This window comes from Ralstonia flatus (assembly GCF_958439105.1).
GTDB lineage: Bacteria > Pseudomonadota > Gammaproteobacteria > Burkholderiales > Burkholderiaceae > Ralstonia > Ralstonia flatus.
Genome location: NZ_CAUDLI010000003.1, coordinates 610,553 through 622,942 on the forward strand (window position 1 = coordinate 610,553; position 12,390 = coordinate 622,942).

The 12,390-nt window shown below is 64.2% G+C and carries 12 protein-coding genes; 11 read left to right on the forward strand and 1 reads right to left on the reverse strand.

Features of this window, described 5'->3' with window-relative positions; genetic code table 11:
* Window positions 1–18 precede the first annotated feature (18 nt).
* The 11 genes from R2676_RS09900 to R2676_RS09950 all read left to right on the forward strand — a co-directional run bounded on the left by R2676_RS09900 (window position 19) and on the right by R2676_RS09950 (window position 11,271).
* The gene (locus R2676_RS09900; protein ID WP_206275719.1) at window positions 19–1,830 is read left to right on the forward strand and encodes a type II and III secretion system protein family protein; all 1,812 of its coding nucleotides are present in this window, start codon (window positions 19–21) and stop codon (window positions 1,828–1,830) included.
* A gap of 32 nt (window positions 1,831–1,862) precedes the next feature.
* Window positions 1,863–2,171 carry a hypothetical protein gene (locus R2676_RS09905; protein ID WP_206275720.1) on the forward strand — a complete coding sequence of 103 codons (309 nt, stop codon included), beginning with the start codon at window positions 1,863–1,865 and terminating at the stop codon, window positions 2,169–2,171.
* 59 nt (window positions 2,172–2,230) lie between these two features.
* On the forward strand, window positions 2,231–3,424 hold the full coding sequence (locus R2676_RS09910) for an AAA family ATPase (RefSeq protein ID WP_206275721.1): 1,194 nt from the start codon (window positions 2,231–2,233) through the stop codon (window positions 3,422–3,424).
* A 39-nt stretch (window positions 3,425–3,463) separates the two neighbouring features.
* Complete coding sequence (locus tag R2676_RS09915) at window positions 3,464–4,828, forward strand: CpaF family protein (protein ID WP_012761315.1); 1,365 nt, start codon at window positions 3,464–3,466, stop codon at window positions 4,826–4,828.
* An 11-nt stretch (window positions 4,829–4,839) separates the two neighbouring features.
* On the forward strand, window positions 4,840–5,817 hold the full coding sequence (locus R2676_RS09920; RefSeq protein WP_206275722.1) for a type II secretion system F family protein: 978 nt from the start codon (window positions 4,840–4,842) through the stop codon (window positions 5,815–5,817).
* Window positions 5,818–5,867: 50 nt separating this feature from the next.
* Entirely contained in the window at window positions 5,868–6,809 is a 942-nt protein-coding gene (locus R2676_RS09925) for a type II secretion system F family protein (protein ID WP_206275723.1), read from the forward strand.
* A gap of 103 nt (window positions 6,810–6,912) precedes the next feature.
* Window positions 6,913–7,308, forward strand: coding sequence for a TadE/TadG family type IV pilus assembly protein (locus R2676_RS09930; protein ID WP_316857086.1), 396 nt, complete (start codon window positions 6,913–6,915; stop codon window positions 7,306–7,308).
* Between the two features lie 39 nt (window positions 7,309–7,347).
* Window positions 7,348–8,382, forward strand: a complete 1,035-nt coding sequence (locus R2676_RS09935; protein WP_206275725.1) for a TadG family pilus assembly protein — start codon at window positions 7,348–7,350, stop codon at window positions 8,380–8,382.
* Window positions 8,383–8,404: 22 nt separating this feature from the next.
* Window positions 8,405–9,694 carry a glycosyltransferase family 87 protein gene (locus R2676_RS09940; RefSeq protein ID WP_206275726.1) on the forward strand — a complete coding sequence of 430 codons (1,290 nt, stop codon included), beginning with the start codon at window positions 8,405–8,407 and terminating at the stop codon, window positions 9,692–9,694.
* Window positions 9,695–9,749: 55 nt separating this feature from the next.
* Window positions 9,750–10,823, forward strand: coding sequence for a glycosyltransferase family 2 protein (locus R2676_RS09945; protein ID WP_206275727.1), 1,074 nt, complete (start codon window positions 9,750–9,752; stop codon window positions 10,821–10,823).
* A gap of 19 nt (window positions 10,824–10,842) precedes the next feature.
* Window positions 10,843–11,271, forward strand: a complete 429-nt coding sequence (locus tag R2676_RS09950; RefSeq protein ID WP_206275728.1) for a GtrA family protein — start codon at window positions 10,843–10,845, stop codon at window positions 11,269–11,271.
* Window positions 11,272–11,286: 15 nt separating this feature from the next.
* On the opposite strand, the gene R2676_RS09955 is transcribed toward R2676_RS09950, so the two are convergent.
* Window positions 11,287–12,372, reverse strand: a complete 1,086-nt coding sequence (locus tag R2676_RS09955; RefSeq protein ID WP_316887248.1) for a M48 family metallopeptidase — start codon at window positions 12,370–12,372, stop codon at window positions 11,287–11,289.
* Window positions 12,373–12,390 lie beyond the last annotated feature (18 nt).

The window sequence follows — 12,390 nt, forward strand, 5'->3', positions numbered from 1 at the left end:
CCAATCTGGGGGATCGTCATGGACCGACTCGTTCATCGCGGCGCCAAGCGCTGCATCGGACCGTACCTGACACGCACGGCGTTTGCAGCGGCCGCGCTGGGGGTGCTGTGCGTGGGTGTGGCGCATGGCCAGGTGGGCGTCGAGAGCGCCATCCTGACCAACAATGCGGCAGCACCTGGCAAGCCGCTGAAGATGGCGGCCAACGGCCCAATCCAGCTCACGATTGGCAGCCCCGCCACCGCTGAAGCCAACCGCGATTCGGCCAGCAAGGGCCCCAGCTGCACAGGCCCCATGCGCTCGCACAGCGAGGTCACGGTGCCGGTCGGCAAATCGACGATGGTGCAACTGCCTGAGCCCGTGCGAAGCCGTACCGTCGGCAATCCGAACGTCGTGCAGGCGATGCTCGTCTCTCCGCAGACGCTGTACGTGCTGGGGCTGGAAGTCGGCTCCACCAACATGATCGTGCAGGGCCGCAGCGGTTCGTGCAGCGTGGTGGACGTGGCCGTCGGAGCGGATCCGGGCGGTCTGCAATCCACGCTGCGCAAATTGATGCCCGAAGCCCGGAATGTGCAGGTGTCGGCGGCCGCAGATAGCCTGGTCCTTGGCGGCTCGGTCAGCGATTCTGTCCAGGCGCAAAAGGTAGTCGACATTGCCAACGCCTTCGTCATGCGCCGCACGCGCGGCCCCAACGAGGGCGATCAGAACGCGACCGGCCAGGGCGGCCAGCAGCTCCACACCACCGGCCCCGGAGCACCGCTGCGCAGCCCGCGCATCATCAACATGATGACGGTCGAAGCACCCCAGCAAGTCATGCTGGAAGTGAAAGTGGCCGAGGTGTCCAAGACGCTGATCGATCAGATGGGCGCGGCATTCAACGCGAACGGCGCGTTCGGTAGCTGGTCTTTCGGGGCCATCGCCAACTTCCTCTCCGGCTCGAACGATATCGTCACCTTCAGCAAGGCCAACCGCTTGCCGCTCAAGTTCGCGCTGGATGCGCAAAGGGGCGATGGCCTAGTAAAGGTATTGGCCGAACCAAGCCTGATGGCTATCAGCGGGCAAGAGGCCAGTTTCCTGGCGGGCGGCAAGGTCTTCATCCCGGTGGCACAGGGCTCCGCCACCAACGGCGTTGCCACCATCGTTCTGCAGGAAGAGACCTTTGGTGTGGGTCTGCGCTTCACCCCCACGGTGATGGAGAATGGCCGCATCAACCTGAAGGTGTCGCCCGAGGTGTCGGAATTGTCACCAACCGGTGTCGCCGTTACTGCGCCCAACAGCAACAACACGTCGATCCTGCCGCTCATCACCACACGGCGCGCGTCGACCACGCTACAGGTGCATGACGGCCAGAGCTTCGCCATTGGCGGCCTTATCAAGAACAACATCACGGGCAGCCTGAAAGCACTGCCGGGCATTGGCGAGCTGCCGATCATCGGTTCACTGGCACGCAGCACCAGCTTCCAGCAAGACCAGACCGAGCTGTTGTTCGTGGTCACACCGCGGCTGGTCAAGCCGCTGCCGGCCCAGTATCCGCTTCCGACCGACAGCTTCGGAACGATCAACCGCGGCGAGCTGTACCTCAACGGCAACATGGAAGGCCACGTCCAGGCACCCGCCAACGAGCCAGCCGCACTTGCAGCACCCGCCGCCGACCCGGCAAAGGCCGCCGCACAGCCCGCCGCAGCGCCAGGACCGTCCGCCGAAGCCCCAACGCCTACCAACGTACCTGCGACGCCGGCGGCGCCTGTTACTCCGGTCGCTCCCGCAGCCAGTACCGCGCCCCGCGATACACGGCGCTTTGTAGCGACGGGCGAGCAAGCCATCGGCAACTAAGCCCTTCGCCAGCAATCGTCAAGGAGAAAACCATGAACACCATTTCGATACTCGCGCGTGTCGGACTCTGCAGCGGACTGGCCCTGGCTTTGGCCGGCTGCATGAGCTCGACGCCGGTCTACGACAAGCACTTCGGCGAAGCCGTACATACGGTACGCGTCATGCAGACGCTGAACCCGAATGCTTCGATGAACAGCGACCCGGTAAGCGGTGTCGACGGACGCGCTGCAACGTCCGCCATGGACCGCTACAACACCCAGTACCGCGCGCCGCAGTCAGACGCCAGCGCGTTCACGGTTGGCGTCAGTTCGGGCAACAGCCTGGACTCGATGGGCAAGTGACCTCACCTGTGGCGCACCGGGCTATCGCCGCGCCACGCAAGGCTTACAGGAGCAAGGCAATGGCCAAGATCGCCCTCGTATCCGCCGACGAATCGCACCTGCAGCACCTGGCTGGGTTGATTACACAGGCCGCGAACCACGTCGTGCAACGCACGCGCGCCACGCCGTCTCAGGCACTCACTCGGCCCGACCTCGGTCAGGGCAATGACCTGCTGATCCTGGAAGCCAGCCACTTCAGCAACGACGACCTCCAGCAACTGCGCCGACTGTCCAGCGAGCACCCCGAGACGCTGTGCATGCTCCTGACCGAAGCACCGTCAGCAGACCTGCTGATGCGCGCCATGCGTGCCGGTGTGCAATGCGTGCTGCCGTGGCCGCCTGAAGCGCAGGAGTTTCGCGACGAGGTGCAGCGTTGCACCAGCCACGCCCTCTCCAGCTCGCACAATGACGGACAGGTGGTGTCGTTCCTTTCGTGCCGCGGCGGCAGTGGCACGACATTCATCGCTGCCAACTTCGCCCACGTGCTCAGCGCCCGCCACGGCAAACGCGTGCTGCTGATCGATCTCTGTCAGCAATATGGCGACGCCGCCTTTCTGCTCACCGATCAATCGCCGCCGGCCACGCTGGCCAATGTGTGCAACCAGATCGATCGGCTCGACGCAGCCTTGCTTGACGCTTGTCTCACCCACGTTTCGCAGGACTTTGATGTGCTGGCCGGCGCAGGAGACCCGATCAAGAGCGGAGAGATCAAGGCAACGCACCTCGAGCGCATCCTGGCTCTGGCTGCATCGATGTACGACGTGGTGGTCTTCGATGTCGGGCAGGACATCAATCCGGCCTCCATCGTCGTGCTCGATCACAGCAACGTGATCTACCCCGTGTTGCATCTCAGCCTCCCCTATCTGCGCGCTGGCCGAAAACTGATGGAGATCTGCCATTCGCTGGGCTATCGCGCAGAACGCCTGCGACTGGTCGTCAATCAGTACGACAAGCACATGCCCATCAGCCAAAACATGATGGAGAGCGCCTTTGGCATGCCGGTAGCGCACATCCTGCCGTACGACCCGGGGCCCGTGCGTGACGCGACCACGCAAGGCATGCCGGTGCTGCAGCTGGCGGAGAACAGCCCGATCGCCCGCGCGCTGGCAGACATGGCGCGTCAACTGTTTCCGGGCTCACAGCACCGGCGCGACGGGCTGTTGCGCAAGCTGTTCCGCCACGCAAGCCAGGTGCCGGCCCCCGTTCGCGCATAGCCCACACACCACACTCGTCACGACCACGTGGAGCGCATCATGTCCCTGCGAGAACAACTCTTCCAGCAAGCCGGCGAAGCCCTGCCACAGCGCGTTGCGCAAGCAAATGGCGCCAGCATGCCGGCCAGCCCCGCCTATCAGCAAGTCGCCATGGACGTCCACCAGATCATCATCGACCGCGTGGAGCTGGGCCGTCTGCAGCAACTCGCACCCGATCAGATCAAGCGTGAGCTGGCCCAACTGGTGGAACGCATCGTCGACGAAGGCAAGCATCAACTCAACGAGGCCGAGCGCCGCCGCCTGGTGAACGACGTGCAGGACGAGATGCTCGGCTATGGCCCGCTCGAAACGTTGCTGGCAGACCCCACCGTCTCCGACATCCTCGTCAACACCTACAAGCGCGTCTATGTGGAGCGGCGCGGCAAGCTCGAGCTGACCAGCGTGACGTTTCTCGACGATGCGCATCTGATGCGCGTGATCGAGAAAATGGTATCGAGAGTCGGACGCCGCATCGACGAGTCAAGCCCGATGGTGGATGCGCGCCTGCCTGATGGCTCCCGCATCAACGCCATCATTCCGCCATCGGCAATCGACGGCCCGTTGCTGTCGATCCGCCGCTTTGCGGTGAATCCTCTGACCATTGACGACCTCGTTGGCTTCAACACGCTTACGCCGGCCATGGCGCAGTTGATCGACGCGATGGTCAAGGCCAAGCTGAACATCCTGATTTCGGGCGGCACGGGCAGCGGCAAGACCACGCTGCTGAACATTCTCTCGGGCTATATCCCGCCGGACGAGCGCATCGTCACCATTGAAGACGCGGCTGAACTGCAACTGCGTCAGAACCACGTGCTGCGTCTGGAAACACGCCCGGCCAACATCGAAGGCCGTGGTGAGATCACACAGCGCGCCCTGGTGAAGAACGCGCTGCGCATGCGCCCCGACCGCATCATCCTGGGCGAAGTACGCGGCGCGGAGGCGCTCGACATGCTGCACGCGATGAACACTGGACATGAGGGGTCGCTCGCCACCATCCATGCCAATACACCGCGTGATGCACTCACCCGCCTGGAAAACATGATCAGCATGGCTGGCATGCAACTGCCGCCGCGCACGATGCGCCAGCAGATCACCTCGGCACTCACGGTGGTGCTGCAGGTCTCGCGCCTGACCGACGGTTTTCGCAAGCTGATGAGCGTGCAGGAGATCACCGGCATGGAAGGCGAGGTGGTGAACATGCAGGAGATCTTCGCCTTCCGCCGCAAAGGCATCGACCAGGACGGACGCATCCGGGGTCACTTCTGCGCCACCGGCGTGCGGCCCAAGTTTTCGGAACGCCTGAAGATGTTTGGCATCCAGCTGCCGGAAACGCTCTACGACCCAGCCGTCCTGCACGAAATCTGAGGAGTGCCGCCATGGATCCGCTTGTGATCGGTTTTGCGCTGTCGGTCTTCATCGCCATGATGCTGGCCGTGTTGGCCGTCTATCTGTGGTGGGACAGCCGGCACAGCTCTGCGGCACGGCGTTTCAGCCACCGCTTGAAGATGGCACTCGCCAGCAGTGTCAGCCACGGAGGTACCGACAGCATCCTCAAGCAGCGCATGCTGAGTGAGTCCCCGGAAGTGGCGGCGATGCTCAGCCGACTGCCACGCATCCAGACGCTGGACCGTCGACTGCTGCAGTCCGGCCTGGACTGGTCTGTCTCGCGCTTCTTTGCATTGACGCTGATGGTGCCGGCAATGATCGCCATCGTTTTCTCGTTGTTCGACCCGCCCCCGATGACGCTGCTGGTGTTCGTGCTCGCCGGAGCATCCTTGCCTGCGCTCTATGTCATGCATCGTCGTACTCGGCGCCTTCTCAAGCTGGAAGCGCAGTTGCCCGAAGCCACGGACCTCATCAGCCGCGCGTTGCGCGCCGGTCACTCGCTGCCCGCAGCACTCGAGATGGCCGGGACCGAGTTGCCCGCCCCCATCGGAGCGGAACTGGCCATCGTCTTCAGCCAGATCAACTTTGGCGTCTCGATGAACGACGCGTTTGCGGGGCTCACCGACCGCGTTCCGGTGGATGACCTGCGCTACCTCGTCATCGCCATCCTGATCCAGCGTGAATCTGGCGGCAACCTGGCAGAGATCCTGGACAACGTGGGAAAACTGATTCGCAAGCGCCTGCAGTTGCTGGACAAGGTTCGCGTGCTGTCTGCCGAAGGCCGCCTGGGCGGTTGGATCCTGACCTTGCTCCCGCCCGTCATGGGCCTGGCGATCTACCTGCTGAACCCTGAGTTGATGTCGACGCTGTGGACCACCGATGCAGGGATTCGTCTGCTGTGGTTCGCCATCACCATGACATGCCTGGGCATGCTGTGGATCCGGCAGATCGTCCGCATCCATATCTGACCGATCAGGCACAACGCTACCCGGAGGCGGGAGACTCTTCCCGAACGCACATGCAGATCGCGCACACCCTATTGCTCGCCGGAACGTTCATCGTCGTGTTTGGCGCCGTGCTCATCGCGCTGTTTGTCGTGCGCCCGACCATCCTGCAACAACGCTTGGGGCAGATCGACCGCGAGTCGCCGGGCCTCGTCTCCAAGCAGGCGCCGTCGGACTGGCTGCGCAAGTTGGGGCGCCTCGCCAAGCCTCTCGCACGCGCGTCGCTACCCAAGGAGGGCTGGGAAGATTCAGCGCTCAAGGCGCGCTTCGTACATGCCGGCTGGCGCTCGCCGGAGGCCGTGCCGATCTACTTCGGCATCAAGACGGCGCTGGCCGCTGGCATCCCCCTTGTGCTGTCGTTACTGCTGGTGCGCCGGTTCGATGCCGATCATGAAACGGCCTACTTCGCCGCCCTGCTTGCGGGCGCGCTCTGCGGCTTTTACCTGCCCAACGTCGTGCTGGCCATGAAGATCAAGCGCCGCAAGCGCGACATCTTCGAAGCCTTTCCGGACAGCCTCGACCTCATCATGGTGTGTGTGGAAGCGGGTCTGGGCCTGGACGCCGCCGTACTGCGGGTGGTGGAAGACATGCGTGACGCCCGGCCTGCCATGGCGCACGAGTATGAACTGCTGACGCTGGAACTGCGCGCCGGCCTGGCCCGCGAGAAAGCACTGCGCAACTTCGCGGCACGCACCGGGGTGGAAGACGTCAGCATGCTGGTCGCGATGCTGATCCAGGCCGACCGCTTCGGAACCAGCGTCGCCGAATCGCTGCGCGTGCACTCCGACATGCTGCGCACGAAGCGCCAGATGCTGGCAGAGGAACGGGCCGCCAAGATCGGCACCAAGGTCCTGTTCCCGTTGATCTTCTGCCTGTTCCCCGCGCTCTACGTGGTGCTGCTTGGTCCGGCCGGCATCCAGATCATGGCGGGCCTTCGCTCGGTCATCAACAACTAGCGTCGCCCCTGTTCAGGAGATCGCCATGCGTCCGTTCACTCATCAAGTCAACTGTCACGGTCCGGCAAGCTGCCCTCCAGTCCGCCCAGTCCGCGCACACCGGATGCGAGGCGCGGCCATCGTTGAGTTCTCGCTGATCTTTCCGATCCTGCTGCTGACCATCTTCGGCGTGGTCGAATTCGGTATCGCGCTGTACGACAAGGCTGTCATCACGAACGCCGCCCGCGAAGCCGCACGTTACGGCGTTGCCTTCACGTCTCCCGCGCGAACCAACAGCCAGGTCCAGGGGGTTGCCACCAGCTATTGCCAGAACCGGCTGGTGACGTTCGGCAGCGCCGCCAACTGCACGGTCGCTTCGGTCACCCCATGCGCCGGATCTGGCAATCCGCTCACGGTCACAGTGTCGTACTCGTTCACCGGTCTGGCTCTGGCCAAGGCACTGGCACCGTTTACGGGCTCGATCTCATTGAACTCGCAGACGACCATGCTGTGCGAATGAACAGCAGCCCATACAGCCCGCCCTGATACGAGGCCTGCCATGAACATCAAGACATATCGAACCTGCACGCGGCGCCAGCGTGGCGTCGTTGGTGTAATGGCGCCCGTGCTGATGCTGGTCATCCTGTCGATCGGCGCCATAGCGGTCGACCTGGGCTACCTGTACGTGATCCGCAATGAACTGCAGAACGCTGCCGATGCGGCGGCCCTCGCGGGCGCCGCGGGCCTCTATCCGGCAAATCCGAAGCCGAACTGGAGCAACGGTGTGTCGCAAGGCACCAGCGCCATCAAGCTCAACGCTTCCAGCGGTGCCGCGCTCAAAGACGGCTCGGTCCAGGCCGGCTACTGGAACCTCACCGGCTCGCCCGCCGGGTTGCAAGCTCAGACCATCACGCCGGGCGCGAACGACGTGCCGGCCGTGCAGGTCACCATCAGCCGCAGCAGCGGGAAAAACGGCGGACCGGTCGGCACGTGGCTCGCGTCGATCTTCAACGGTGCCGCTGCAAGCGTGCAGGCATCTGCCGTGGCGGTGATTGCCGCACCGGGCACGGCAAACGCCGGAGCGCTGTTCCCGGTTGCGCTGAACAAGTGCCTGTTCGATCTGTACTGGAACTCCAGCACGGGCCAGCCGTTGAATGACCCATCCACGGGACAACCTTATGTGCTCGACATCAACTCCAGCTACCCCCCGGGCAGCGCGACCTGCGCCAGCGGCGAGTGGACAGGCTTCGGTGGCGCAACGGATGCCAGCACCGAGAAGAGCCTCGTGACCAGCGGCAACCCGACGCCCGTCAGCATCGGCAGCAACATCAATATTTCGAATGGGGTAAAGGCCAGCGTATATGACGCGATCAGCTACCCCATCACGGTCACCATGCCGGTGGTATCCACGCTCTCACCAGGGGCGACGTCACCGGTTTATGCCTTTGCGGGGTTCGTCATTACCAGCGTGGTCAAGCATGGCAACAAGTCCTATATCGAAGGCCACTTCACCGCCAATCAACGGGTCGTGAACAGCGGCGGCGGATCGGGCCCGTACTACGGCGCATACGTGCCGCCGCGGCTCGCCAACTGACGCGATGCACCAGGGGAAGACCATGCACCATCACCACGCGAGCCAAGCCATCAAGCCGCAGCGCCACTGGATCAACGCGGACACCGTGCGCGTGGGCAGCACGACGATGCTGTTGCTCATCCTTGCCCTTTTTTCAATCGGCGCCTGGGTGAGCGATGGTTTTACCGACCGGCGCATCACCGGCGTGGGGTCGGATTTCTCGGTGTTCTGGGGCGCTTCATACATTGCCCTCCACGATGGCACGCTGCAGGCGTACGACCTCGACCGCATGATGGCGGTCATCCATCAGTTCGGCACGCTGGCCTCTGGCAGCGACAGGCTTCTGCCATGGCTGTATCCGCCGACCTTCCTGCTGGTGGTGCTGCCGCTGGCTCTGCTGTCTTTCTGGCCAAGCTATCTGGTGTTCATGCTGGCCACCGGTTTCTTCTATGCGAAAGCGACGCTCGGCCTGCTGGGCAATCGCGTACTGCCGCATCACCGTGCCTGGGTAACGGTAGTGGGCTCGCCGGCGGTGTTCGTAACGGTGTTGATGGGTCAGAATTCCATGCTCACTGCCGGGTTGGCCGCCATGGCAGTCACATGGCAAGACAAACGACCGGTGCTGGCCGGTGTGGCCATCGGCCTGCTGGCGATCAAGCCCCAATTGGCGATGCTCTTTCCGATCGTGCTGCTCGTCTCACGTGTGTGGAGGACCCTCGCCAGCGCGGCGGCCACGGTGCTGGCATTTGGAGGCGTCAGCATTGCCGTGTGCGGCTGGAAGACGGTCCCGGCCTTCCTTGAGAGCGTGCGCTGGGCGCAAGCCAACATGATCGATGACGGCGGCGCATCGTGGTACGTGATGCCGACCTTCCTCGCCGCCGCGCGCGCGGCTGGCCTGGGTGTCTCGGTAGCACACGCCATTCAGGTGACTGCAGCCATCATCGCTGTCGGTGCACTGGTGTACGTCTGGCGCCGCACCTCCGACATCGGCTTGCGCGTCGCCATGCTGGCGACGGCCACGATGCTGACCTCGCCGTACCTGCGTGCGTACGAGCTCACCTGGTTGCTCGTCGCAGTCGCGGGCGTCGTCAGCCACGGCACACGATTTGGGTTGTCCGGGAGGGAACGGTTCGTACTGGTGCTGGCGTGGCTGCTGCCGCTGTTCGAGTTCGTCAATCCTTTGTGCAAGCTGCCGCAGATTGGCCCGCTTGTGTTCGTTGCCATGGCGGTGTTGGTTGTACGCCGGGCAGCCGTGCAGGACGCGCCGCTCGCCTCGCCGCTGCAAACAAGCCCGCGGGCAAGCGCCACGCAGCCCGCAACGCTTAGCCAGTAGACACGGACAGACCACAAGAGTCTGCCGTGGAAACATCACACCTTGGGGGGAAGTCATGCAACCGAATCATCAAGACCCACACGACGCGCCACTGCTTTCCCTCGTCGTACCGTTCTACAACGAAGGCGATGCGCTGCACCTGTTCTTTGCCCGCGTGGTGCCGATCCTGGAATCGATCGACAGCATGCAGTTCGAGATCGTGTGCGTGAACGATGGCAGTGCAGACGACACGCTCGCCAAGCTCGTCGCCGTATCGCATGCCGACCCCCGCGTGCGCGTGGTCGACCTGACCCGCAATTTCGGCAAGGAAGCGGCACTGACCGCAGGCCTGGACGAAGCACTTGGCGATGCCGTCATCCCCATCGATGCGGACCTGCAGGATCCACCGGAGCTGATCCCCACGCTGGTGGCGCACTGGCGCAAAGGCGCCGAGGTTGTGCTGGCGCAGCGCGCCAACCGCGCCTGCGATTCGTTCCTCAAGCGCGTGACAGCCGCCGCTTACTACCGCATCCACAATCGCCTGTCCGACCTGAAGCTGCCTGAGAACGTGGGCGACTTCCGGCTCATGGACCGCGCCGTGGTCAACGCGCTCAAGCAACTGCCGGAGCGGCACCGCTTCATGAAGGGCCTGTTTGCCTGGGTCGGTTTCAGCACAGTCATCGTGCAGTACGAGCGTGAGAAACGCAGCGCGGGCACGTCAAAATTTTCTGGCTGGCGGCTGTGGAACTTCGCGCTGGAAGGCATCACGAGTTTCAGCACGCTGCCGTTGCGTAGCTGGACGTATCTCGGTGCGCTCGTTGCTGCGCTAGCGTTCTGCTATGGCGCATTCATCATCCTGCGCACGATGATCTTCGGCGTGGTGGTGCCGGGCTACGCCTCGGAGCTGTCGCTGATGCTGTTCTTCGGCGGGCTGCAGATGATCGGCCTGGGAATGATCGGCGAATACGTCGGCCGCATCTATGACGAAGCGAAGGGCCGCCCCATCTACCTGGTCAAGCGCCGCTATCAGGAGCGCCGCCCGCGCACCCGCGTACCGAGCACTAACAACCGGCAAGTGATTCCGATTGCCAGCGCTCGCCCGCGCCAGCCGCAAGGAGAACGCCAGCGCAGCCACGCCGCACGGCGTTGATGCCAACCGGAGACACATCATGCGACACGCAGAATCGAGCGTCATGAGCACCTTGGCCGGCGTGCTGCCGCTGCCGGATCGCATGTTGCTGATCCGCGTGTTCCGCTTTGGGGTGTCAGGGGTCGTCGCCACCGGCGTGCATGTGGCGATTGCCACGGCGCTCATCAGCGGCGTCTCGGCAACGCAGGTCACAGCCAACGGCGCGGCGTTTGTGTGCGCCAATGTGTGCTCGTACCTGCTCAATGCCCTGTGGAGTTTTTCGGCCAAGCCGGCGCGCGCCAACTTTCTGCGTTTCTACGCCGTCTCGCTGCTGGGCCTGGCGCTGACGCTGGCAATTTCGTGGTGCGCGCAGACGCTGGGCTTGAGCTATTGGACCGGACTGGCGGGCATCTTGTCGACGGTGCCGCCGCTGACCTTTGTGCTGCACCGGTTTTGGACGTTCCGCTGAAGCTGCCTGCTCCCGTCAGTCGGCCTCGCCGCTGTCGCTGCCGCCGTGCGTGCGGTCGAAGCGGCGCAGCGTGTCGATGCGCTCGCGCGTAAGCGGGTGCGACGAGAAGAATGCCGAGGCATCGTCATCGCTGGCAGCCTCGGGCTTCTTCGCGGCCTCTGCCTTGCGCGTGCCGCCATGCGTGTCTTCCAGCGCCTGCAGCACATCGGCAAACGCGCCGACAGACAGGCCGTTCTCCTGCAGCAGCAGCGCGGCATAGCGGTCGGCGTCGCGCTCGTAGTCACGCGAATAGCGCAGCGTCAGCAGCGCCGCCGGCACGCCTGACAGGATCGTCGAGACATCACCAAACAGCAGCGCCGCCGTTGCCCCAATGGCCGACGACTGAATCACCTGCCGCAACCCGTGGCGATATTCAACGTGACCCGCCTCGTGCGCCAGCACACCCGTCAGGCCATCGCCCTCGCCCACCAGCTTGACCAGCGCGTCGGTCACGACGATGTCGCCGCCGGGCAGCGCAAAGGCATTCGCGCCGATGTCGGCATCCCGAAACACGATGTGATATGTGTGCGTGGCCTGTGGCGGCCGGTGCAGCGCGGCAAACCGTGCGCGGATGCGGTCCTGCTGCGCAACGGGCAGCTTGCTCGGCCGGAGCCAGCGCTCGTCCATGGCTTTGAGCGTGCTGCGCCCGAGCTGCGCCTCGGCGCGCTGCGGCACCATATTGGCTACGACCTTCGCACCCCACGGCAAGCCGTAGCGATACCCCAGCGCCAGCACCACCACCATGGCCAGCAGCGAGCCCAGCGCCAGCTTCCAGCCGTTCTGCGCCAGCACGACCCAGCCCTCGCGATAGCCGGTGCGATGCAGCAGCGCATTCAGCGAGGTCTGCTCCGCCGGGTCGTTGATCTCGCAAAACGCGCCGTCTTCGAAGGTGATCAAGCGCGGTGCATGCTTGACGCGCTCCGACACCCGCAGCGTAGAGAGCGGCGCGCGGCGCAGCACCGTGCCTTCAGGCTCGAACAGCACCGCCTCGCCCGCCTCGACAGCAAGGCGCACGGGTTGCGCGCGCGAAGTACGGCCGTCGAAGTAGGTCGCGAGAATCACAGCGGGTGCCCTTGCCTT